This is a genomic window from Paraburkholderia atlantica (assembly GCF_009362785.1).
Taxonomy (GTDB): domain Bacteria; phylum Pseudomonadota; class Gammaproteobacteria; order Burkholderiales; family Burkholderiaceae; genus Paraburkholderia; species Paraburkholderia atlantica.
The window spans coordinates 107,472-130,968 of record NZ_WHNQ01000016.1 but is presented as its reverse complement, the minus strand read 5'-3'; the positions used below and the strand labels follow the sequence as shown (position 1 = coordinate 130,968).

Here is a 23,497-nt window from a genome sequence, read left to right as displayed (position 1 = left end):
CAATTCGCGTCGGACAGCATCCGCGACGTGATGAACGCGCGGCATGCCTCCCAGTAGCACAGGAGGGCCGCACGTCCGGTCGAGCTGCACATCGTGACCCAATTGATCGAGGTCAACAAATCTCGTTTCGCAACTCGTAGACTGACCTTTATCGTAGAGAGCGCCTGTCGTGATTACACCGTCACGAACTGCCCGCACGCATGCGCGAAGTTTGCGCTGACCGCCGGTATCGCACAAAGCGATTCGGATCCTACCGCCCTCATCGATCAACAGTTGCATGTTTCGCCATACGCGTGACGCGCCGTTTCTCACGTCGTCGTTCCAGCAAATCGCGGAACGGTATCGCAACCTGCCGGACGGGCAGATGTTGCTCGAGCACAAGCTCCGGCTGGGCGGCAAGGCGCACTCGGTGATATGTCGATGCCGCCCAGTCGAGCTCGGCGGACCGCTTTCGGCGGAGACGCGCATACCCTGGTGAAATGCGTATTGAGTCAATGAGGCGTCGATGACTCCGGCTCGTGGTTGCCGGGGTCACCACCATGAATTGCTTTGTGCCGGAGAAGATTCATGCGGCTTACCGTTCATCTCGATACGTTCGATCGAATCCACCCGATGGCTTTCGCAATTCTGTGGCTCGACAGGGTCACTCGGCAATGGTCGCGCGAAGGCCACTTCGGACTCGAACTGCCCGAATCGGGTTCGTTGCAAATCGATTGCGGCAATACACTTGTATGCGCTCGGCACAGCATGGTACCCATGTGTGTGCTCGAAGGGCTCGATTTGAACGACGCGAATGATCCGGTCGAAGGCAAAGTTGGCCGGCTTCAGTGGTGCACGGAGGGCGCTCGCTACCCGATGACCGGGCACTGGCGTGTGACGTGCATCGACACTGAGCGGACGCAATCCCCAAACGGCGTGTTTCCCAGCGAAGACAATGCTTAGGGCCGTCCACGAAGTGCATCGACCGTACCGGACGGTGCTGAAGCGTGCTCTTTCACAGATTCGCTCATCAGATTTCTCATCCATGCGGGCACACTTTGGCACTTCCGCCTTGATCGAAGATGAAGGACAAGGCAGCGGACGGATCGGCCTGACGTCCGCCCCGACCATCCTTGCGAGGACGGACGCGATTTTGCGGGTCGGCCCCGAGCGGGAATAGAAGACCACGAGAATCTTATAGCGCATCATGGCTCGCTCCTTCAGGCGCTGATTTAACTCGTCGGACTCCAGTCCGCACTTGATCAGGGTAGGCGCGCTGCCGTTCCGGCCAATGATGGGAAATCGAGAAACTTGCGAGCATTACCGATATCAGCGCAGCGCGCATCGAGGCAGATTGCGGACAGCGCTGACTGACAGACCCCGTTCAATCGCTTGTCGAACGTTTAGGGTTTGTCTTCAGCGCCTTGATTTCGTCGAGCAGATCGAGCGCGAGCGCGATGCCCGGAGCGTTGATCTGAAGATCTCGAGCCAGCCGGAAAGCCGTTCGCGCACGACACAGCGAAGCGCCGCTGAACCGCCAATCCCGTGGGCCGGCGCCTTTCGGCTCGAAAACGCCTTCAGCAACCCAAAGGATTATTTCTGCTGCCGATGCGCCAGTTATCCGACTCATGTCGATGAGCGTGAATTCAACGTCTTCGTTGATGATCTGTCCTGCAAGATAGGTGGTCCCGGAGTTCTTCATCATGAGCTACCCATAAAGTCGCGCACGCGGGTCAAAGTCAAACGCTTGCCGCATCGTGTCGTAGGCAGCTTTGGCTCGCTCGCTGTCTGCCGGCGGCAACACGATGTTCAAGATCACGTACAGGTCCCCGGGGGGCTTGCCAGGAATTCCCTTACCCTTGAGCCGCAATCGCCTGCCACCGGCGGAGCCCATTGGTACCGTCATGTCGACCTTGCCATCGGGTGTCGGCACCGTTACCTGCCCGCCAAGCGCCGCTTCCCAGGGTGCAACCGGCAAGTCGAGAAGGACGTCGGAGCCATCGACACGAAAGTGCGGATGTTCGCGAAACGAAATTTCTAAATAGAGATCGCCCGCCGGGCCGCCTCCCACGCCGGTCCCTCCCTGGCCCACGAGCCGCAGGTGCTGCCCGGCCCGCACGCCCTTCGGAATGGAAACGTTCAACGTACGTGACTGCAACGATACATGGCCATGCGCATCGACGGTAGGCAATTGCAAGAGGATGGTGCGCTGTGCTCCCCGATAGGCGTCTTCGATATCGATGGCCACCCTGGCGTGGTGATCCTGGCTCGTCGTATGAGAGGGCCGCGCATGCGCGGTTCGTTCACCGCGAAACATTGCTTCGAAGAAATCGTTGAGGCCCGCATCTGTGCCGGCTTGCTCACCCGCACCGCTGAATTCGAAACCTTCGTCCCAGTTCGGCGGCGGCTGGAAGTCCTGCCCGGCGCGCCAGCCTGTGCCCATCCGATCGTAGGCTGCGCGCTTTTCCGGATCCTTCAGCACCTCATAGGCCTCGCCCAACTCCTTGAAACGATCCTCCGCGTCGGCATGCTTGCTGATGTCCGGGTGGTATTTGCGCGCGAGCTTACGATACGCGCGCTTGATGTCGTCCTGAGCCGCCGTGCGCTCCACGCCCAGGATCGCGTAATAGTCTTTGTATTTCATTTTGGCAATCTCATCGGGAAGGAAATCACTGCAAAGCCGGACAGGATGAACAGCGCACGGACGAGGAAGAAATTCAGCGCGAACCGTACCCACATCACTCGTGAACCGCGTTTGCGGTTGATATGCATAAACGCTTTGCGCGGCGCGCGTCGCACCGGTCTGGCCGTCGACCCATGCGCTACACGGCGATCGTCCGCGTGGTCTTCAACGCGATCCAGGTCATGCCTTCGCGCAGCCCTTCGAGCACCGCTTCGCGCTCGCTGGCGAAGATTTTCGCGTGGTGGAAGCTATGTTCGAAGTCGCCGTCCGGCGACGCATGCCGTACATGGATGGTCGATTGGAAGCCGCCGTCGTGCGCCGCATCCGTCTGGACGCTCACGGACCAAGTGCCGTGCTGCACGTTTGCCGAGAGGGTCATCGAAGACTCCTTGAGTTTTGACGAGCGAATCCTGATCACGCGAGAGCGCCGCGACTGGCCACAGGTCATTCGACAACCAGATCGTCGACGACTGCGCGCACGCCGGGCGCGCTCCGTGCCACACCACGCGCGACCGCGCGTTCCGCGCACGAGCCAACTCTGCCCGTCAGCGTGACCGTACCATCCTTGACGTGGATGCCGATGTGCTTGACTTCGCGCTGCGCGTGACGCTGCATCGCTGCGGCGATCTTGCCGACGATGTCCTCGGACACGGCCCGGCTGCGCACTTCGATAGCGTTGGTCATGCCGCGCAGGCCACGCATATGACCAACCGCACGCGCGACGATTTGGCGCTGATAGGCCCAATCCACCGAGCCAGTCAACGTGACCCAGCCCTTTTCCACCTGGACCTTTACCGAATCGTCAGGTACGACGACGCTCCAATGCAGAATCGCGCGGACTGCGTTGGCCAGTTCTTCGTCGCCGTGTTCGTGGTGCTTCGGCAACCGGACCTGCATTTCGACGACCACGGCCTTGACACCGGCGACGCGTTGCGCGGCTTTCTCGGCCGCGAGTTTCTCTGCGAAGCTCGGTGGATGACCGGAAAGCGTCACGACACGGTTTGTCACTTCGACACCGATATCTGCGGAAGTGACGGCTGGATCCCAATCGAGTTCGTCCTCGACTTCACGCTTCAGTTGGCTGTCGGTTTTCATCACGAGTCTCCTCGGGGTGCATAGTCTTCGACGCAACGTGGCTCACGTTGGCATGACACACATTCGTCCAGCGGCAGCCTAAGGATTCTGACGCAGATCAACGGTGCGCGAGTTCGTCGTTGAAATCTGATCCGAAACCGCTCCACCGCTTTGCTCGTTTCCTGCAAGGTCGCCGAAGCATGACGCTCCTATTGATCGCACTGAACGCGCCGGCCTTCCTACTCGATGCGCCTGGTCCGGCCTGACCAACGGCGTCAACGCGCTTGCCGAATCCGAAAAGATCACGGCTGCCCCCGGCAGGACGCAACGTGATCGTCGTGCGCGTGGCGCCGGTTGCTGATGCGCGCCCGCCCTGGCAAACTATCCGGCGACGGATTCGTGCTTGTCCTCTTCGCGAATCAGCAACACCGGACACCGCGCGAAGCGCATAACCTGCTCCGCCACGCTGCCGATCACTAGGCGCCGTACGCCACGGCGTCCATGCGTGCCCATCACGAGCAGTTCGGCATGAGCTTGATTCGCATGGCGCAGCACGGCGCTGGCCACATCGTCAGACAGGTTGTTCGTTTCGACCAGTTCGGCGCGACATTTCACGCCGGCGCCAGCGCAGGCCCGCTCCGCCTCTGCCAGCGCTGAGCGTCCGGTTTTGCGCACCGCATCGATGAAGGTGATCGGATCGTAATAACCTGCGTAGGAGAAGAGCGGTGTCTTGTCTACGACATAGAGCGGATGCACGACACCTTTCATCAGGGCAGCAAGACCCACAGCTTCCTTCAGTGCGCGCTTCGAGGAACTACTGCCGTCGAGCGCAACGAGGATGTTCTGGTACATGGTGAATCTCCGGTAGGATGGTCATGCGCTCCCGCAACGGACGTGCACACCGCGCGTACATGCGCATCAGTTGCGGAGAACGTCGACGACGCTGCACTTTAGGTGAGACATCGGCCTACGCTGCGTAAGCACGTCTATTCTGGCGCCTGTCGCGCCGCGTGGCGCTGATTTTGCCGCGACCGCGCGATTGCGCGAGCGGTGCCGGCCTCGGTCCTCGAGCACTGCGGCGAGCCGGATGCGGGGCCCATCTGTTTTCAACCGTGAGACCTCGCCTGAGCGCCTCGCAACCACCGACGAGACGCACACGAGGCGAGCGAAATCGGTGAGACACAAGCCTCAATGCGCGCGTCAGTCGCCGACTGACAGTTGATCAATGACCATGCGCACGCCCGGCGCGGACCATGCGCTGTTGCAAGAAATCGACTTTTCCGCGAAGGAGCCCATCTTGCCGCGCAGCGTGACCGTTCCGTCATCGATGCTCACCACGATTCGCCTCGCCTCTTTTAGCGCGTGGCGCTCGAGCGCCTCGGCGATCCTGTCGGCGATATCGATTGGCGTGGGGCGACCGCGTACGGTTATCTGATTAACAACCGCCATCACACCGCGCAACGAAGTCACCGCCTTTTCCGCGGCCTTCATCTGGAAACCCCAGCCCACTTCGCCGCACAACGTCAAACAACCCTTTTCGACGCTCAGCTTGACTGCGTTTTCGTCCAGACCGGTATGCCATTGCAGCATCTCGCGCGCCGCCTCGGCGATTTCCTCATCGGTACGCTTGTCCTTGTCCGGCAGCCGCACGTCCAGTTCGACGACGACACCTTTGACGCCTTCGAACCGCTGTGCCGCTTTGCGCGCGGCGAGCTTTTCCACATAACTGTCGAGATGTCCGGCCAAGGTCACGACGCGGTCGCGGACCTCGACGCCTATACCGGCGGAGTTGATGACCGGATCCCACGCCAGTTCGCGTTCGACGTCGTTCTTCACTTCCATATCGGTCTTCATCGCGCGTCTCCCTTCTCGCGAATATGCCTCATGGCAACGAAGGGCGGAGGCGCCTGCATGGGGCCCCTGCACCCGTTATCCGGCAGGGTAGTCGCCGCCTGTCGATCCGCATTGACCTGGGTCAAGGGTGCGTGTTGCAGCCCGCAGCGCCTCGCTGACGTAGTGACGTCGTCAATCTGACGACTTGCGAAGTGCAGAATGCTCACGGCACTTCGGAACGTACTCCTTTCAGGTGGTGGCGCGATCACCTGCTTCGCGCCAGCCAGGCACACTTTCCGCGGCGACGCGAAGCACGGCGCCTTGTTCATCGCGGGTAATCACGCACACAGGCGACCGACACCATCGCTCAACAGAATGTACTCGCGCGCGAACCAGGTTCGCGTGGCTGACGATGCCAGTCGCCTTGCCGTCCTTGTTCATGGGCACGTGGTTTACCAGGCCGCTCGAAAAAATCGGCGCCCCGTGAAAGTGGGAGGGCTTTGCGATCACGGTCTCGTTGCCGCTCGACACCGTCGAAGCGCGGATCGAGCGAGCGGCCTCCGATCGTCCGGACCCGATGCACTAGCTCGTCGATCCTGCCTGTTCCAGCCGCTGGTGTTGCATCGTCTGCTCCGCAAAGAGGGAGGGTTCGTTATTGCCCGGTGATGTGACTGAATTTCGTTGCTTGCCGACCTGCCACCGATTGCGAATTGACAGCCGTCAAACATTCCTCGCACAACATGCGTTCGAATTGGAATCACCGGCACACGGGTTCCGATGCGCCGCGCCCTTCAACCCTGCTGGAGTACCCATCGTGCCCAACCTACTCTTGATGCCGAAGCCCACATCGGCTGCCAGCTGTGACGACACCACGAAGATCTGCTTTCGCTACCGCGGCGGTCGACGACATGCCCGCCTCTACGACGTGCTGATGACGCTCGGCGATCCGGGCGGAGCCTGTCGAATCGAAATTCGCGAGGCACTGCCCTGCGGCGTGGACACTCTGCCGCTCACGCCAGGACGCCTCAATGCTGCGCGCCTGATGCGCGCGCTCGACCTGATCGGACTCGTAGAGCGGATCACCGCTCGCGACGACGCCCGGTCGGAACCGGGTCGCCTGCTTTGCGACGCTCATCTGCAGCTACCGTGGCACCCTGCTGCCGCGAAGCTCCGCGTCAACGCGCCGGCGCTGCCGGTGCGCGGCCCGCGGCGTAACACGACGCTCGGCCCGGTACGGGGCAGGTGCACGCGGATGATGGCCTCCTCGCTCCAAAACAGTCCGTCCGGTGAGCTACAAGCGCACGCCCTGGCCCATTATCCGTTGCGCGGCATGGGCCGCGGCGCCCGCTTGCAGCGTCGCGAGCGGATCGGTTGAGCGGGCCAGCCCGCCATCGCCGACAGCAGCAGCTCATACGTCGGCTACCTGCATGCGACGGCGGACTTCTGTCTCGGCCGCCCTGCCCGTCCCGGCGATCGGCGCGCCAGCGACGCTCCAGCGTCAGAAGAACCGGGCGCTCTTGCCGACACACGCATGCGGCGCATCGGCTCGAGATACGGTGCGCAACGGTTTTTTGCACCGCCCCTGTCACATCGGCGCGAAGGCGTCCGGATACTCCAGATGATCCTTCACGGCTTTCACGCCTGGCGCGCGGGCTGCGGCGGCGAGAATCGCCTGACGCTCTTCCTCGGATCGCACCACTCCCCAGCAATGAGCGACCCCTTCCATGACTATCAGGTTGTCGGCTGCGATCGCCCAGCGGTGCCCATCGAGTTCTTTCGTAATCGCGCCGCGGATCTGCTCGTCCGACGGTTGTGCATCGAGCTGCGCGGGCGCACAGCTCGCTAGCGCGCGCACCAGACCGGCCCTGCTGACGATGCCGACGAGCTTACCTTTGCGTAACACCGGTAGCCGCTTGATGTGCTTGCGCCCGAGCAATGCGGCGACCTCGGTAAGCGGCGCGGATTCTTCGACTGTGACAGCGGGCGCGCTCATGACGTCGCTCACCTGAATCGAGCGCTCTTTCAGATACTCGACCGCAAGCTGACGCGTGGGCGCGAGGAACTCCGCGAGCCATGACCGACGCGGCGTTTCGGTGCCCATTTCGACACGCCGGAGCAGATCGCCCTCGCTGACGATGCCAATCACGCTGCCCGCGTCATCGACGACCGGCAGGCCGCTGATCCTGTTGTCGGCAAGCAGCTTGGCCGCGTCATAGACCGAGCTGTCCGGTGCAATTGAAACGACCTGGGTCGTCATGATGTCGGAGGCTTGCATGGTGATCTCCATATCGAGTGGCGAGTTGGGGCAAGACGGGACAATGTTTGGTCCGATTCGGCTTGCAGGAGTTGACCGAAATCAAGCGACCGTGCGTTGAGCAGCGCTCTGGACGGTCTTGCGTTAGCGTGCCGACGCGGACCCGGGTTGGCCGTCAGGCGGAGAAGCGCCGCGCTCAGATGCGCAAAGCCATTGCCACACCTGCGTGGCTTCCCGTTCCGCTCCGCCGATTCTTTCGTGCAGCGCTACGTCGGTGTCAATGCGTTGCGCCAACCGAGCGTTCAGCAGGCGTCGTGCGAGCGCGGCTTCTTCGTTGAGCAAACCGAACAGCGCGGCCAGATGGTTGTCGCGCGATCGCTGCTGTTCGCCAAGAAGACAAAGCGCGGAAAATGCGTGGCCCGCACGGCACCTGAACCGCATCATCCGTCGATCGCGCAATTCGAATAGCGCGCTCGTGCACTCAGGACAGTTCAGGCCGGACGGCGCGCTCATGCGCTCGAAGAGCGCCCAGTCCGCGGTGTCGAGGATGCCCTCCGCGATGCGAGTCTCGATCCGGATGAGCTCGTCATAGTCGCCCGACACGGGCGTGTCCGGATCGTCGTTGGCGAGACTCACGAACAGCTCTCCCATCTCCCCGAGCTTGCAGCAGTGATCGATGCAGACATGTGCGAGCCCGCTTCGCGGCATCGACGGCGCAAGCGCCTCCGATGGCTCCTGCACGACCGCGATTCCACCCCGATCCTTGATGGCCATCAATCCGTCCGTGCCATCGTCGAGATGTCCGGTCAACACCACGCCGACGACGGCCGGCCCATACGCGTTGGAGGCGGAGCGAAACAGCGGGTCGATCGCCGGGCGGCAGTGATTTTCCCGGGGGCCTTGCGACAGGCGAAGATAGCCTTGCCGGACAAGCATATGGTGATCGGGAGGAGCGACATAAATGCGCCCCTTCTCAAAGATTTCGAGATTGTGCGGCTGGGTCACCGGCAAGCGTGCTGCCTTGCCCAGAATGACCGGCAGCATGCTCGGGCTGGCCGCGCCGATGTGCTGGACGATGAACACTGGCGCCGGGAAGCTGGCGGGTAACTGTCTCACCAGTTGTTGCAACGCGTCGATTCCGCCGTGCGATGCGCCTATCACAAAGATCCGGCCGCTCATGATTAGCCTTCGGTTCGAATAGAACCCCATGATCGCTGCGTGAAGCGGGACCATTGTTGATTTGCGTCAAGCCGGCAGTGGCGGCGCTCATGCAGATGCTCCACGACTATCGTGCGCGGCTCGACCGGGGTCGATCGGTGGTGCCCGCTCCATTTCATATCGCAGCGTAGCTGCCGGTTCCGCCCAGCTTGATGTGGATCAACGCGACGGCCGCCCTCGACCGTAAGGTAAAGCCATTGGCGGTATGGAGATGCAAATGGCAAGCGCAAAGGAATCCCCGACGCCCGCTGTGATACACGAAGCCGGCGTCTGCCCATCTGACGCAATACCTGTCGCATCGACATGACGCTGGACACTCCCTCCCGTTCGGCCCTTCATCACCAGCTTCGGTCTCATCGACCTGTCCTGTGACTACTACGGCCTCTGCTGACTTCTCGCTCCGGCTCGACGCCGTCGCCCTTTCAGGCGTGAGGCGAGATCTCCCCAGGTAAGAACGCACTCCTTCATCGCACAACCGCCGCATTTACGCCACGTCGCCTTGGTCACGAGAGCTTCGCGGCCGTTTGCCCGCTCGCCCTGCTCAGCAGCGCCTTCTATGCAGTTCTTGTTCATCGGCTCACGATTTACGCTCCACGCTTCCTCCCCACACCCGGTCGTCCTCGTGCAGTTGCGCTTCGCTTCATTCGCTGTGACCAGCTTATGGCGGGACTTGCACCCGCAGGAGTGCGCCCATGCTGGGCGCACAAACAAAAGGCGCGCCAGTGACGGCGCGCCATACTTCATCGTCCAGGCCAGGTTGCTGGCTTCTAGTTGACCGTCAGGCGCTTGTGCTCGCTCGAGGCTTTTTTCGGCAGGCTCAACGACAGCACACCGTCCTTGTATTCGGCTTTCGCATTGGCCTCGTCGACCTCGCCGCCGAGCGAGAACGAGCGGCTGAACGTGCCGCAGTAACGCTCGCGACGGATCACGCGTTCGCCTTCCTTTTCCTCCTTGTTGCGCTCGACCTTCGCGTTGATCGAAACGACGCGCCCGTCGATCTGAACGTCGATATCCTTCTTGTCGACGCCCGGCAGTTCGGCTTTCACCGAATAGGCTCCGTTGTTTTCCGTCACGTCGATCTTCATCGATGCCAGCTCGGTGTCCTGTGTCGTCAGCATCGAGCGCATCGGCCGGAAGAAACCCTGGAACAGCTCCGAAACAGGATCCGCCGAAAACGGATCAAAACGCGTCAGATTGCTCATTGCCCCTCTCCTTCAGATAAGCAGGCCATCAAATGGCCCAATTGACCGACTGCAATCCGGCCTGCAGTGTCGCCGGATTGCGCATGGCGCCGGTTGAATCAGATGCCGCCACTATCTCGAGCATTCACGATGGTGCGCACCGTGAAACAGCACCTTCAGCGTAGTCGCGCGCTGCTTTGTGTCGTTGATCCACGTCAAGCCCGGTCCAGTGCACCGGCGGGCCTTCGATCGCCTTCGCAGCAGTTCGTGATCCAGCACCGTCCGTCGTCAAGCGCATGTCGCGCGAAACATCGTGTGTCGAGGCATCGTCGGTCAGTGGTTGCGCGCTCGCGCTGCGATCGCTTCGAGTTCTTGTTCCGCGAGATCGAACGCGTCGCGGATCGCCGCCTCGGCGTTGTCACCGACGCAATGAGCGATGGACCTGAATTCGTGCGCGGGAGTGATCAGATCGAGCCGCACGTCGTAATGCGGACTGGCGCGATCCGGGCGCAACGCCTCAATCGCCAGATGGCAGTTCGACACGAACGCCCCGAACCGCGCAAGACGCACCAGCTGCACACCCGCCTCTGCTTCGAGCTGCGCGGCGCCTGCGAAGCCGAGATAGACAATCTGCATCCCGATGCCCATCCTCCCTCTCCCGCTGCGAGTATTGTCCGGACACCGAGCGCGGCCCCGTCCGTGGACAGCCTCGCTTGCCGCAGGCTTATCGTGTTCCTCCGTGAAGCGGAGTCATTGACCTGAGTCAACCGCGACGAAAGGCGGGGGATAACGGTCATTTCCTTGATGTACCCAAGCATCTCGCGACGCGACGCCGCTCCCGTAGCCAGCGGTGCCGCTGTGAGACGGCTCAGCGCTTAAACAAACCCCGCGCTCATCGCCGGCACGCGTTCAACGGGCGGAAACACGTCCCACGAACCATTGCCGTGCCGGAAAAACACTATCGTCAGGGGCCGCGAAGAAATCGCGCCTTCAAGCCTGACGTAACGCGCGCGAGTGATCGCCATGCGGCCGGTGCGCACCACATGCGCGGGGGTCGCGCTGGTGGGCGCAAGCCATTTTTCGACGAGTGCCCGCAGGGGAATGATGGTGTCTTTCATGACCGCCTCCTCGATTTCGCCGACTCTGACGCCGTGGAAACGGCGTGCCGTCGAATCTATTATTGGCAACCGTGCGCGTTATCTAAATCAGCGACGGCGGAAACGCGGGTAGTCCAGAGACCGCTCGTAGGAATCGGCTGACTCTCGTCGGACGATCGGACGACACGATTCGTCCACCTTCGCAGACGCACAAATTCGCGTCACGCACCCGCGATTGATCTGAGTCAATCGTGCCCCTTGCTTTGCGCAACACACTGGTCGCGACAGCCGAAGCACTGTTCGAGTCATGCACGCCGCCGCGCCGCCGATCGTCGGATATTGGCAGTCGCGGTGTACCTGTCCGAGTTCACTCATTCAAGTCAGCGAGAAGACTATGTCCACTGTCGCCATCAACGATCAAGCGCCGGAAACGGCCGCCCCGCCGCTTCTTAAAGACACCGTCATCGACGGCATGGCCGCCTACGAAGCGCTCGTCAAGGAAGCCCGCACCGACCGGAGCGGTTTCTGGGCACGGCTCGCGCGCGAGCATCTGAGCTGGCACCGGCCCTTCACGAAGGTGCTCGACGAAGCGAACGCACCGTTCTTCAAATGGTTCGACGACGGTCTGCTGAACGCGTCGTACAACTGCCTGGATCGCCATCTGCACGACGGCAATGCCAACAAGACCGCGATCATTTTCGAGGCCGACGACGGCATCGTGACGACCATCACGTACCGGCAACTGCATGCGCGCGTGTGCCGCCTGGCGAATGGGTTGCGCGCGCGCGGCATCGCGTGTGGAGACCGCGTGATGATCTATCTGCCGATGTCGATCGAAGGTGTCGTCGCGATGCAGGCCTGCGCGCGCATTGGCGCGCTGCATTCGGTCGTGTTCGGCGGCTTCTCGGCGAAGTCGCTGCACGAACGGATGGTCGATGTCGGCGCCGTCGCCATCATTACCGCCGACGAGCAGATGCGCGGCGGCAAGAATCTGCCCTTGAAATCCGTCGTCGACGAAGCGCTGAACATGGCAGGCACCGACGCGATCCATACCGTGATCGTCTATCGGCGCACGGGCGGCTCGATCCTGTGGGACGAACCGCGCGATTGCTGGCTGCACGAACTCGAAGCGGCCCAGCCCGACACCTGCGAGCCTGAATGGGTCGGTGCCGAACATCCGCTGTTCGTTCTGTACACGTCCGGCTCGACCGGCACGCCCAAGGGCGTGCAGCACAGCACGGCGGGCTATCTGCTGTGGGCCGCCGTCACGATGAAGTGGACGTTCGACCTGCGCGCCGACGACGTGTACTGGTGCACGGCCGACATCGGCTGGATCACGGGGCACAGCTACATCTGCTATGGCCCGACCGCGGTCGGCGCGACCCAGGTGATTTTCGAGGGCGTGCCGACGTGGCCCGACGCGGGACGGTTCTGGGAGATGATCGCGCGGCACAAGGTCAGCATCTTCTATACGGCGCCCACTGCGATCCGCTCGCTGATCAAGGCCGCCGAGACGAACAGCAGCGTGCATCCGCGCCGCTTCGACCTCGGCTCGTTGCGCCTGCTCGGCACCGTCGGCGAGCCGATCAATCCGAGCGCGTGGGAGTGGTTTGCGCGCGAAGTCGGCGGCGGACGCTGTCCGGTGCTCGACACCTTCTGGCAAACTGAAACGGGCGGCCACATGATCACGCCGCTGCCGGGCGCGACACCGCTCGTCGCCGGATCGTGCACGTTGCCGCTGCCCGGCATCGAGGCCGCGATCGTCGACGAAACCGGCTGCGAACTGCCGAACGGTCAGGGCGGCCTGCTGGTCATCAAGGAGCCATGGCCGTCGATGCTACGCACCATCTGGGGCAATCCGCAGCGCTTCCGCAGTGGCTACTACCCCGCGGACCTGGGCGGCAAGCTTTATCTGGCGGGCGACGGCGCGATCCGCGATCCGCAGACCGGCTACTTCACGATCACCGGCCGCATCGACGATGTGCTGAACGTTTCGGGCCACCGCATGGGCACGATGGAAATCGAATCGGCGCTCGCCGCGCATTCGCTGGTGGCGGAGGCCGCGGTCGTCGGCCGGCCCGACGAGACGATCGGCGAAGCGATCGTCGCATTCGTCGTGCTCAAGGGCCCGCGCCCAGAAGGCGCCGAAGCGAAGAAGGTCGCCGAGCAGTTGCGTGCGTGGGTGGGCAAGGAAATCGGGCCGATCGCCAAGCCGAAGGAAATCCGCTTCGGCGACAGCATGCCGAAGACGCGCTCCGGCAAGGTCGTGCGGCGTCTGCTGCGCTCGGTCGCGAAGGGTGAGACGGTCGAGCAGGACATGTCCACCGTGGAAAACCCCGCCGTGCTGCGGCAGTTCGGACATCACGAGTAAGCCCCCCAGTTCCATTCAGGAGACTTCACCATGAAACCCACCGCTCCCAACCCCGCATCGCTCGGCCTTGCCGCCTTCGCGCTGACCACGTGGCTCCTCAGCATGATCAACGCCGGCTGGTTCAGCGGCGGCTCGCTCGGTCTCGTGCTCGCCGTTGCGTTTGCGTTCGGCGGCAGCATGCAGATCGTCGCCGGACTCATGGAGATTCCGCGCGGCAACACATTTGGCGCCACCGCGTTCCTGAGCTATGGCGCGTTCTGGTGGTCGTTCGCGCTGTTTGGGCTGTTCCTGCACGAACAGGTGCCGGCCGCGTTCGTCGGCTGGTATTTGCTGTTGTGGGGCGTCTTCACGTTCTACATGTGGATCGCGACGTTCCGCTCGTCGCGCGCGCTGCAGTGCGTGTTCGTCGCGCTGTGGGCGACCTTCTTTCTGCTTGCGGCTGGCGAATGGCTCGGTTCGGCGGCACTTCGGCACGCGGGTGGCTATGGCGGCCTGCTGACGGCGCTGCTCGCGTTCTATCTGTCCGCGGCGGAGATCATCAACGAGTCGCTGGGGCGCACGGTCCTGCCGATCGGCGCGAAACCTTCTCTTGTCGAAGTGGAATCGCTCAGCGCCGCGGTGGTGACGCGTTTTGCGGATTGATTGCGCTCATCCGCCGCTGCACTCGGGCCGCCGCGCATATCAGATGCGCGGCGGCCTTCGTCATCTGGATACGCTCATCGACGCGCGAAACTTGCGGCTGACTGGGGGCGAAAGCTTTACCCAATGCCACTGCGCACGGGCGAACCGTGAACCCGCCGGCTCGCACCGCAGATCATTTGACCGAGGTCAATAAGGGCGGTTTCGCCGCCCATACACTGGTCTTATTCCTGATGCGGGAGTACTGCCGTGATTGCGCGAATTCGAAACTGTCTGCTGGTGTGCGCGGCGTCTGCGCTGACGGCCGGCATCGCCTACGGCGAATCCGAGCCGACCGCGCTCGTCGATCAGCAGCACTGCATGTTCTGCCACACGCGCGATGCGCCATTTCTCGCACCGTCGTTCCAGCAGATCGCCGACCACTATCGCAACATGCCCGATGCGCAGCCGATGCTTGAGCACAAGCTGCGGCTCGGCGGCAAGGCGCACTGGGGCGATACGCCGATGCCGCCCGCGGCCGAACGCGGTGGCCCGCTGTCGGCGCAGGACGCGCACACCTTAGTGCAGTGGGTGCTTAGCCAATGAGGACTCGTCGAGCCGGCCAGCGACATACGATCGCGGCGATCACCCCGTCAGTCGCTCACCTTGCGCGGCGCGTTCGCTCTGTGGCTCGACAAAGACACATGGCAAGGCCCGCATAAAGGTTCCTTCGGTCCCGAGGTTCGATCGATATCAGACCAGCCGGGGATACGCGCTGTTTGTTCCTCTGCCGACATCCGGATCGGTCCGCATCCCGTCGATCCTGCCAGCCTATGACCGGAGAAGCCCATGGCCTGGAATCGGCGATACAGTCTGAACAGCTATGTCAGGTCGGCGCTGTGGGTCGTGCCTATCCTTGCTCTGCTGGCGGCGCTCGCGTTGAATCGGGCGTCGGAATTCGTGGTCCAGTGGGTTGCCATGCGCGGTGGATACGATCTACGGCATGGCTTCCTGGATGTCAGCATGGAAGAGGCGCACGCCATCCTGGACCGGGTCTTCACTCTCAATCTTTCGTGTCTGGTCTTTACCTTCGGCTCGTTGCTCGTCGCAATTCAGGTCGCAGGCGGACAATACACTCCACGCATCATTGCGACCACCCTGCTTCGAGACAACGTGATTCGCTGGATCGTCGGGCTATTCGTCTTTTCATTGCTCTGGACGCATCGAACGATGACCGAAATCGGGCAGACACACCTCGTGCCGCAATTGCAGGTATTGGTTACCACGATCGTCGGGCTCGGCTCACTGATGGCCTTCATCGTGCTAATCGATTATTCCGCGCGTTTGCTGCGCCCCGTCGCTCTTGTCGGGCGCATCGCGGAACATGGTTTTGCCGTCATAGAGAGCATTTACCCGAATTCCGAGCTGGATGAACGAGCCGCCAGTCGGTCCGCAAGCATTCCGAGCGCCTTGCACACGTCGCAGACGTGTGTCTCCAGCGGCACTTCCGTCGTGTACTACGATGGAAAGTCCGGTGTCGTCCTGGCGGCCAACCTCAAAGCGCTCGTGCGCGAGGCAACGATCGCCGGCTGCGTCATTGAGTTTGCCGTGCAGATAGGCGACTTCCTCGCGACCGACGAGCCGCTTTTCTACATACATCGGAATCATCAAACGGTCGATGCCCGGCGACTGCAGAATTTCGTCGCGCTCGGCACCGAGCGAACGATGGAACAGGACCCGATGTTCGCTTTTCGCATCGAGGCCGATATCGCGTTGAAAGCGCTCTCTCCGGCCATCAACGATCCGACGACCGCGGTGCTCGCATTGGACCAATTGCATCGACTCCTTCGTCTGGTTGGCAAGCAGTCGCTGGCAAATCGCGAAGTAAAGGACGCTGCGGGCAACACGCGCGTGCTGTTCCGCACACCAGACTGGGAGGACTACGTGCATATCAGCTTCAGGGAAATACGCCGTTGTGGCGCGGGCAGCCTCCAGATCGAAAGGCGCTTGCGGGCAATGATCGAAAATCTGATCCGGACGCTGCCGGCGTCCCGTCATGATGCACTGACGTGCGAACTCGATTTGCTGAATGCGCAGATCGTCGACAGTCAAGACTACGAAAGTGACAGACAACTCGCAGGCATCCCGGACACCCAGGGGCTCGGCGGCACGTGGTACAGAAGCAGTACGGCCACCAAAGCGGAACAGTCAACTTCCAACGCAGTGTCCGATACCGGTTAACTGTGCATCCCTCCTCCGCGCCATTCTGTGCGCGACTCGCGCGCCCGCTGCGAGATTCGGCGCACATCCGAACGTGTGGCTCGCCAGTTGTCGGCGCAATGCTTCTGCTGTGCGTGCTGCGAGCGTCGGCCCAGGAGTTGGAGCCGCGCGCCTATTCGCCCGCACCGGTAGGCACGAACTTCATCGGTCTAACGTATTCACGGCTGAGCGGACAGGTTCTCACCGACCCCTCGCTTCCCGTCAGCAACATCCACGCGGATATCAATGCGGTATCGCTGGGATATGTCCGCGTTTTCGATCTCGCTGGATATACGGCACAGCTCGGAGTGCTGGCGCCGTTCGTCAGCGGCAATGTCTCAGGGGACGTGCTGGATTCGCCCACTCAGGTGCATCGCGCCGGACTCGGTGACGTGCGCTTCAGGCTGGCGGTCGATCTTCTGGGCGGCCGGGCGCTGACACCGGAAGAGTTCGCGCGCCGCGTGCCAGGGACGATCGTCGGCGTGAGTCTGACGGTTGTGGCACCTACCGGGCAATACGAGCCCGCTCACTTGGTCAACGTCGGGACCAATCGCTGGGCGTTCAAACCCGAGTTCGGCATCTCGCAGCCGCTAGGCAACTGGTTTCTCGAAGCCACCGCCGGCGTATGGCTCTTCACGGACAACGACTCTTTTCTCGGCAACAAACGACGTAGCCAGGCGCCGCTAGCCGCGCTGCAGCTTCATGCGGGATACACGTTCCATCCGGGTTTGTGGCTAGCCTTCGACGCAGGGTTCTATGCTGGTGGCACAACCACCGTCAATGGCGTTGGCAACGACGACCGGCAGAACAACAGCCGTTATGGCATCACGCTCGCAATACCCGTCACCCGCGGCTGGTCGGCAAAACTGGCCGTATCGAATGGACTCCTCGTCAGGGCAGGCGGCAACTACAAGGCGATTTCGCTGGCGCTTCAGTATCGCTGGTTCAACTGAAGAGAGGCGAACAAAGCATCGACTCGGTCGCTTCTGTGCGTTCAGCGCCCGCCCACACACAGCGCTTTTGCCAGACGGCGAGACGTTGATTCAGGTCAATCGGCGGCGCACGGCCTGACATATGCTGAAATCGCGCCGCGAAGGCTATCCGGCGTAGCGATTCGAGGAGACCGATGATGAACGCGAAAACTTCAAGGCTCGGGGTCCATTCGGAAGCGGGCAAGCTGCGCAAGGTGATGGTGTGCTCGCCAGGCCTCGCGCATCAGCGTCTGACGCCCAGCAACTGCGACGAACTCCTGTTCGATGACGTCATCTGGCTGAGCCAGGCCAAACGAGACCATTTCGACTTCGTCTCGAAGATGCGCGAGCGCGACGTCGATGTGCTGGAAATGCACAACCTGCTAACCGAAACGGTACGTGATCCGGAAGCACTGAAGTGGATTCTGGATCGCAAGATTCGTCAGGATACCGTTGGTGTCGGCCTCGCCGGCGAGGTTCGGTCCTGGATCGAAGGTCTCGAGCCTCGCCAACAGGCTGAATTTCTGATCGGCGGGGTCGTCGCGGAGGACATTCCCGATACCGAAGAGACCCATACCCTCAAGATGTTCCGCGAGTATCTCGGCCATTCCAGTTTCGTACTGCCGCCGCTGCCGAATACGCTGTTCACCCGCGATACCACCTGCTGGATCTACGGCGGCGTCAGCCTGAATCCGATGTACTGGCCGGCCCGCCGCCAGGAAACCTTGCTGGCCGCGGCGATCTACAGATTCCATCCTGACTTCGAAACGCAGCAGTTCGAAGTCTGGTACGGCGACCCCGACCGCGATCATGGCTTCGCCACCCTCGAAGGAGGCGACGTGATGCCCATCGGCAACGGCGTGTTGCTGATCGGCATGGGCGAACGCACTTCGAGGCAGGCTATCGGCGAGTTGGCTCAAAGCCTTTTCGCCAAAGGCGCAGTCGAGCGCATCATCGTTGCTGGTATGCCGAAGTCGCGCGCGGCGATGCATCTCGACACGGTCTTCACGTTCTGCGACCGGGACCTCGTCACGGTATTCCCGGAGGTCGTCAAGGAAATCGTCGCATTCTCACTGCGACCCGACGACTCCACGGCGATGAAACTGAACATCCGGCGCGAGGACAAGCCGTTTGTGGAGGTCGTGGGCGAGGCACTGCGCCTGCCGAAACTGCGTGTCGTGGAAACGGGCGGCAACAGCTTCGCTGCCGAGCGCGAGCAGTGGGACGACGGCAACAACCTCGTCTGCATCGAGCCCGGGGTGGTCGTAGGCTATGACCGGAACACCTACACGAACACGCTGCTACGCAAGGCGGGCGTCGAAGTCATCACGATCACCGCGAGCGAGCTGGGGCGCGGGCGCGGCGGCGGCCATTGCATGACCTGCCCGATCGTGCGCGATCCCATCGAGTATTGATTTGCAACCGCGGCCGCCGCAGGCGCGCCGTCGTCGAACCGAACGAGACGGAGAAAACCATGGCTTTCAATCTGCGCAACCGAAGCCTCCTGAGCCTGATGCATCACACCAATCGCGAGCTTCGTTACCTGCTCGACCTGTCGCGGGATCTGAAGCGTGCGAAGTACACAGGGACTGAACAGCAGCATCTCAAAGGCGTCAACATTGCTCTGATCTTCGAGAAGACGTCGACCCGCACGCGCTGCGCATTCGAAGTCGCGGCATACGATCAGGGCGCCAACGTCACGTATATCGATCCCCATTCCTCACAGATAGGGCACAAGGAAAGCATGAAAGACACGGCGCGCGTGCTGGGACGCATGTACGACGCGATCGAGTACCGGGGCTTTCATCAGGAAATCGTCGAGGAACTGGCGAAATTCGCGGGCGTCCCCGTCTTCAACGGCTTGACCGACGAATACCACCCGACCCAGATGCTCGCCGATGTGTTGACCATGCGCGAGTACAGCGACAAGCCTCTGACCGAAATCCGCTATGCGTATCTCGGCGATGCTCGCAACAACATGGGCAACTCGCTGCTTCTTATCGGCGCAAAGCTCGGCATGGACGTGCGGATCGGCGCACCGAAGTCGCTGTGGCCGAGCGCGGAATACATCGAGACGTGCCAGCGGATTGGCGCCGAAACCGGTGCGCGGATCGTGCTGACCGAAGACCCGAAAGCAGCCGTCGACGGCGTCGACTTCGTGCATACGGACGTGTGGGTCTCGATGGGCGAACCGGTGGAAGCCTGGGTCGAGCGCATTCAACAGCTTCTGCCGTATCAGGTCAACAAGGACTTGATGAATGCCACGCACAACAAGAACGCCAAGTTCATGCACTGCCTGCCCGCGTTTCATAACAGCGAAACGGTGGTCGGTAAGCAGATCGCCGAGAAATATCCGGCGCTTGCGAATGGAATCGAAGTGACCGACGAAGTTTTCGAGTCGCCTTTGTGTATTGCATTCGAGCAGGCGGAAAATCGTATGCACACGATCAAGGCGATCCTCGTCTCGACTCTTGCCGACATCTGAGTAGTGAGGCGTAGGCGGCCGCGGCGCCGGTGCGACCGGGTACAGCCCGGGTCCGACGCCGGCGCCACCTTTCATCTGACGTGCATCGGGAGATAAGCACCATGCGTATCGTCATTGCGTTGGGCGGTAATGCGCTGCTGCGTCGCGGTCAGCCCATGACGGCAGAATGCCAGCGTGAAAACGTCCGGCTCGCCGTTGCCCAGATCGCGCTGATCGTGCCGGGCAATGAAATTGTGATTGCGCACGGCAATGGTCCACAGGTCGGGCTGCTGGCGCTCCAGAGCGCGGCCTACAAAGAAGTCGAGGCCTATCCGCTCGATGTGCTCGGTGCGCAGACGGAAGGCATGATTGGCTATCTGATCGAGCAGGAACTCGGCAACCTGTTGCCTTTCGAAGTCCCGTTCGCAACGATTCTGACCCAGGTCGAGGTCGATCCACACGACCCCGCTTTCGCGCGGCCCAGCAAACCGATCGGTCCGGTGTATTCCAAGGAAGAGGCCGAGCGTCTCGCCAAAGAGCGAGGCTGGAGCATCGCGCCCGACGGCGAGCATTTCCGGCGGGTCGTCGCAAGCCCGCGGCCTGGCCGCATCTTTGAAATCCGTCCTATCCGGTGGCTGCTCGAACACGGCACGATCGTCATCTGCGCGGGCGGCGGTGGCATTCCCACCTCCTACGACGAGAATCGGAAGCTGAGCGGCATCGAAGCGGTCATCGACAAGGATCTGTGCTCGGCTCTGCTTGCGTGGGAACTGGGTGCGGACCTGTTGATCGTGGCGACCGATGTCGATGCGGCGTATGTCAATTGGGGAAAGCCGGACCAGAAAGCCATCGCACAGGCTCATCCGGATGAGTTGGAAAAGCTTGGCTTCGCCAGCGGCTCCATGGGTCCCAAAGTCCAGGCGGCAATCGAATTCGCGCGTGAAACGGGCAAGGATGCCGTCATCGGCTCGCTCGCCGACATCCAGGCCATTGCAGAGCACCGGGGTGGCACCTGCGTGAGCATGTCGGCGCCTGGCATCCGCTACCGCTAGCCGCTTGCCGGTAACGTCTCGCTGTCTGTGTCTCGCTGCGTGTGTCTTTCTTCTCTTCTCTTTCTTCGATCTCGTGACGCACGAGCAGTGCGTTGTCTATACCGATGCGTGGAAGGAGGAGGGTGCCCATGTGTGCTGTCAGGGCCATTCCCTCCTCCACTTGCCTCGCGTCAATCTGGCAACGCGCTAAGGCGGAAGAAGTTGCGTGTCTCCGCGTCGGGCTCGCCAAACCACTTCGTGTACATGGCGGAGAACTCTGCTGATGAAAAGAGCCGGCTCAACGTTCGATCGGCGAGCAGCCGCATATCGTCGTCTCCGCGCGGGACGCCGATTGCGACGGGCAAATAGGTGAAGCGGCGATCCAGCACCGTCAGCTTGCCCGACGCAGGGCTGCTGCTTGCGACTGCGAGCAGCAGCGAGCGTTCGGCGAACAGAACGTTCGACTGCCGGTCGAGAACCTTGCGCAAGCCTGACTCGACATCGGCGACGGGGACCACGGCAGCCGCGATCTGCAACTGGCCGAGCTTGTCGCCGAGCCAGCGTTGTGCGGGCGAATCCGCGACCACGGAGATGGTTTGCCGCGACAGCAGTTGCGCGGGCGCCGCACGCCAGATCGGGTGCGATGGGCTTACCCCTGAGAGGACCTCCTTGAGTCCGGCCGGCGCGTCCGAGCGCAGCATCGCGCCAATACCACCGGGATAGACAGGAATCGAGAACGACATCGCCTGCCTGGCCGTGAGCGTTTCGGCGTTGCCGCACAGCAGGTCGATCCGGTGCTCCTGCATCGCGCGCATCCGCTCCTCGAAGGAAATCGCTACCCAGTTGACGCGCAGCGCGGCGAGCCCGAGATCGGTCTTGATCTCGTCGGCGATCTTCTGGCATAGGGCGATGGTGTAGCCAGTAACCTGGCCATTCGCGTCCTTGTACGAAAACGGCTGCGCGTCGTTGAAATAGCCCACATTGATCGCGCCGGACTGTTTGATTCTGGCCAGCGAACCGGTGGGCGTGGGCTCATCCGCGTGGGCGGGCGGCGGCAGCAGACCCGCGAGCACCATCAACGCGAGCGCCAGCACAGCCGCCGCGGAGGCCGCGGCCGTGCGCCCAGCGGAAGTCACCGCGGCAAACCGGAAGGCCATGAAACCGTAGATCACGTAGCCGATCGCCATGACCAGCATGCCGCCGAGCACGGCGTCCTTGCCGGAAGCGTAGATCGCGTAGACGGAGTAAGCCAGCGCGACGACGGTGACGGCCGCATTGACGCGGTATTTCGCGGGCGGCGTACCGGCGTTTCGCATCATTACGAACAGCGCAGACAGCGAAATGATGTACGGCAGTACATTGGTGACTACCGCCAGATTGACGAGCGCGGCGAATTGCTCACTCAGGTTCGGCGAGATCGTCGACATCGCCATCAGCGATTGCACGATGCCCATGATGACCATGCCCGCGATCGGCGCGCCCATCCGGTTCGCCTTGCCGAAAATGCCCGGGAACATCCTTGTGTCGGCGGCATCCTTGGCTGTCTGCGCCAAGGTGAACTGCCAGCCAAGCAGCGAACCCACGCAGGCCAGCGCCGCCAGCGCCATCACGATCGAACCGATCGTCGGGTTGAACATCCGCGCAAACGCCAGACCAAACGGCCCCGTCGATGCGGCGAGGTCGGCATTGGGCACGATGCCCTGGATCGCCGCGGTGGACAAGATATAGATCACTGCGGCACCCAGCGTACCGAACATGCAGGCGAGCGGGACGTCGCGCTTCGGATTCTCTACGGCCGACGAGTTCTGGACGGCCGATTCCATCCCGAGAAACGCCCACAGCGTAAGCGAAATGCTCGAGCCCATGCCCTCGGCGAGGCTGATTCCCTTGGGGTTCCAGGCAGCGGCAAAGGTTCCGCCGTGAAACCAGAACCAGCCCGCGATCGAGATGAAGCCGACGGGCAGGATCACCCCCCAAACGGTGACGCTGCCGATGCGCCCCGTCACTTTCGGGCCGCCGAAGTTGGCGACGGTAGTGAGCCACAGCAGCGCTATCACGCCGCTACAGGTCGCGATCGGCGATGACGTGAGCACAGGAAAGAACGCCGCGAGATAGCCGAGCGCCGAACTCGCCACCGCCACATTCGCGATCGCAATCGACAGAAAATACAGAAAGAACACCTGGAAGTATCCATCCTTGCCGTAACCATCTTCGGCATAGGCGGCCATGCCGCCCGGGCGCTGATTGAGCAGCCCCGCTTCCGCGAAACCGTAAGCGATCGCCAGCGATCCGACTGCCGTTATCAGCCACGACAGCAGGGAGATCGCCCCCACCTTTGCCATATTGGTCGGTAGCATGATGATGCCCGAGCCCATCATGTTGACCGTCACGATGAACGTCAGTTGGACGACATTCATCTTCCTCGGTTGATCCGCCATGATCTCCTCCCCTACGGTGGACCGTT

23 protein-coding genes and 1 pseudogene are annotated in these 23,497 nt (G+C 62.1%); 11 read left to right on the top strand and 13 right to left on the bottom strand.

Annotated elements, in window-relative coordinates:
• Positions 1 to 150: 150 nt before the first annotated feature.
• Positions 151 to 498, top strand: a pseudogene (locus tag GCT19_RS44815) (c-type cytochrome).
• Between the two features lie 69 nt (positions 499 to 567).
• Positions 568 to 942 carry a DUF3564 family protein gene (locus GCT19_RS22665; RefSeq protein WP_026228201.1) on the top strand — a complete coding sequence of 125 codons (375 nt, stop codon included), beginning with the start codon at positions 568 to 570 and terminating at the stop codon, positions 940 to 942.
• A gap of 421 nt (positions 943 to 1,363) precedes the next feature.
• On the opposite strand, the gene GCT19_RS22660 is transcribed toward GCT19_RS22665, so the two are convergent.
• The 7 genes from GCT19_RS22660 to GCT19_RS22630 form a co-directional block, all read right to left on the bottom strand.
• Positions 1,364 to 1,684, bottom strand: coding sequence for a chaperone modulator CbpM (locus GCT19_RS22660; RefSeq protein ID WP_018433001.1), 321 nt, complete (start codon positions 1,682 to 1,684; stop codon positions 1,364 to 1,366).
• 3 nt (positions 1,685 to 1,687) lie between these two features.
• The gene (locus GCT19_RS22655; RefSeq protein ID WP_018433000.1) at positions 1,688 to 2,623 is read right to left on the bottom strand and encodes a DnaJ C-terminal domain-containing protein; all 936 of its coding nucleotides are present in this window, start codon (positions 2,621 to 2,623) and stop codon (positions 1,688 to 1,690) included.
• Entirely contained in the window at positions 2,620 to 2,751 is a 132-nt protein-coding gene (locus GCT19_RS44415) for a hypothetical protein (protein WP_260185947.1), read from the bottom strand. Before GCT19_RS44415 ends, GCT19_RS22655 begins: the two co-directional genes overlap by 4 nt.
• Positions 2,752 to 2,801: 50 nt before the next feature.
• On the bottom strand, positions 2,802 to 3,041 hold the full coding sequence (locus tag GCT19_RS22645; RefSeq protein WP_018432998.1) for a hypothetical protein: 240 nt from the start codon (positions 3,039 to 3,041) through the stop codon (positions 2,802 to 2,804).
• A gap of 65 nt (positions 3,042 to 3,106) precedes the next feature.
• On the bottom strand, positions 3,107 to 3,757 hold the full coding sequence (locus GCT19_RS22640; protein ID WP_018432997.1) for a BON domain-containing protein: 651 nt from the start codon (positions 3,755 to 3,757) through the stop codon (positions 3,107 to 3,109).
• 360 nt (positions 3,758 to 4,117) lie between these two features.
• A complete protein-coding gene (locus GCT19_RS22635) occupies positions 4,118 to 4,588 on the bottom strand; it encodes a universal stress protein (protein ID WP_018432996.1) in 471 nt (156 codons plus the stop codon).
• Between the two features lie 348 nt (positions 4,589 to 4,936).
• Positions 4,937 to 5,590: a BON domain-containing protein gene (locus GCT19_RS22630; protein ID WP_018432995.1), complete on the bottom strand. Its 654-nt coding sequence runs from the start codon at positions 5,588 to 5,590 to the stop codon at positions 4,937 to 4,939.
• A gap of 793 nt (positions 5,591 to 6,383) precedes the next feature.
• Between GCT19_RS22630 and GCT19_RS22625 the strand changes: the two genes are divergently transcribed.
• Entirely contained in the window at positions 6,384 to 6,944 is a 561-nt protein-coding gene (locus GCT19_RS22625; protein WP_152853170.1) for a hypothetical protein, read from the top strand.
• A gap of 210 nt (positions 6,945 to 7,154) precedes the next feature.
• On the opposite strand, the gene GCT19_RS22620 is transcribed toward GCT19_RS22625, so the two are convergent.
• From GCT19_RS22620 to GCT19_RS22595, 5 genes are all read right to left on the bottom strand, one after another.
• Positions 7,155 to 7,844, bottom strand: coding sequence for a CBS domain-containing protein (locus tag GCT19_RS22620; protein WP_035490457.1), 690 nt, complete (start codon positions 7,842 to 7,844; stop codon positions 7,155 to 7,157).
• Between the two features lie 123 nt (positions 7,845 to 7,967).
• Positions 7,968 to 9,002: a chemotaxis protein CheB gene (locus tag GCT19_RS22615; protein WP_018432992.1), complete on the bottom strand. Its 1,035-nt coding sequence runs from the start codon at positions 9,000 to 9,002 to the stop codon at positions 7,968 to 7,970.
• Between the two features lie 806 nt (positions 9,003 to 9,808).
• Entirely contained in the window at positions 9,809 to 10,243 is a 435-nt protein-coding gene (locus GCT19_RS22605; protein ID WP_018432991.1) for an Hsp20/alpha crystallin family protein, read from the bottom strand.
• A 312-nt stretch (positions 10,244 to 10,555) separates the two neighbouring features.
• Complete coding sequence (locus GCT19_RS22600) at positions 10,556 to 10,870, bottom strand: hypothetical protein (protein WP_018432990.1); 315 nt, start codon at positions 10,868 to 10,870, stop codon at positions 10,556 to 10,558.
• Between the two features lie 227 nt (positions 10,871 to 11,097).
• Positions 11,098 to 11,340 (bottom strand): hypothetical protein, encoded by a 243-nt coding sequence (locus GCT19_RS22595; protein ID WP_018432989.1) that lies wholly within the window; start codon positions 11,338 to 11,340, stop codon positions 11,098 to 11,100.
• A 451-nt stretch (positions 11,341 to 11,791) separates the two neighbouring features.
• On the opposite strand from GCT19_RS22595, the gene acs reads away from it, so the two are divergent.
• From acs to arcC, 8 genes are all read left to right on the top strand, one after another.
• The gene (gene acs, locus GCT19_RS22590; protein ID WP_254898742.1) at positions 11,792 to 13,690 is read left to right on the top strand and encodes an acetate--CoA ligase; all 1,899 of its coding nucleotides are present in this window, start codon (positions 11,792 to 11,794) and stop codon (positions 13,688 to 13,690) included.
• A 30-nt stretch (positions 13,691 to 13,720) separates the two neighbouring features.
• A complete protein-coding gene (locus GCT19_RS22585) occupies positions 13,721 to 14,332 on the top strand; it encodes an acetate uptake transporter (protein WP_018432987.1) in 612 nt (203 codons plus the stop codon).
• 246 nt (positions 14,333 to 14,578) lie between these two features.
• The gene (locus GCT19_RS22580) at positions 14,579 to 14,914 is read left to right on the top strand and encodes a c-type cytochrome (RefSeq protein WP_026228198.1); all 336 of its coding nucleotides are present in this window, start codon (positions 14,579 to 14,581) and stop codon (positions 14,912 to 14,914) included.
• A 243-nt stretch (positions 14,915 to 15,157) separates the two neighbouring features.
• Complete coding sequence (locus GCT19_RS22575) at positions 15,158 to 16,549, top strand: DUF2254 domain-containing protein (RefSeq protein ID WP_018432985.1); 1,392 nt, start codon at positions 15,158 to 15,160, stop codon at positions 16,547 to 16,549.
• A 98-nt stretch (positions 16,550 to 16,647) separates the two neighbouring features.
• The gene (locus tag GCT19_RS22570) at positions 16,648 to 17,520 is read left to right on the top strand and encodes a transporter (RefSeq protein WP_018432984.1); all 873 of its coding nucleotides are present in this window, start codon (positions 16,648 to 16,650) and stop codon (positions 17,518 to 17,520) included.
• 176 nt (positions 17,521 to 17,696) lie between these two features.
• Positions 17,697 to 18,953 carry an arginine deiminase gene (gene arcA / locus GCT19_RS22565; RefSeq protein ID WP_026228196.1) on the top strand — a complete coding sequence of 419 codons (1,257 nt, stop codon included), beginning with the start codon at positions 17,697 to 17,699 and terminating at the stop codon, positions 18,951 to 18,953.
• A gap of 59 nt (positions 18,954 to 19,012) precedes the next feature.
• The gene (locus GCT19_RS22560; RefSeq protein ID WP_026228195.1) at positions 19,013 to 20,023 is read left to right on the top strand and encodes an ornithine carbamoyltransferase; all 1,011 of its coding nucleotides are present in this window, start codon (positions 19,013 to 19,015) and stop codon (positions 20,021 to 20,023) included.
• A gap of 101 nt (positions 20,024 to 20,124) precedes the next feature.
• On the top strand, positions 20,125 to 21,054 hold the full coding sequence (gene arcC, locus GCT19_RS22555) for a carbamate kinase (RefSeq protein WP_018432981.1): 930 nt from the start codon (positions 20,125 to 20,127) through the stop codon (positions 21,052 to 21,054).
• Between the two features lie 170 nt (positions 21,055 to 21,224).
• Here arcC and potE read toward each other — a convergent pair whose 3' ends face one another.
• On the bottom strand, positions 21,225 to 23,471 hold the full coding sequence (potE, locus tag GCT19_RS22550; protein WP_026228194.1) for a putrescine-ornithine antiporter: 2,247 nt from the start codon (positions 23,469 to 23,471) through the stop codon (positions 21,225 to 21,227).
• Positions 23,472 to 23,497: the final 26 nt, after the last annotated feature.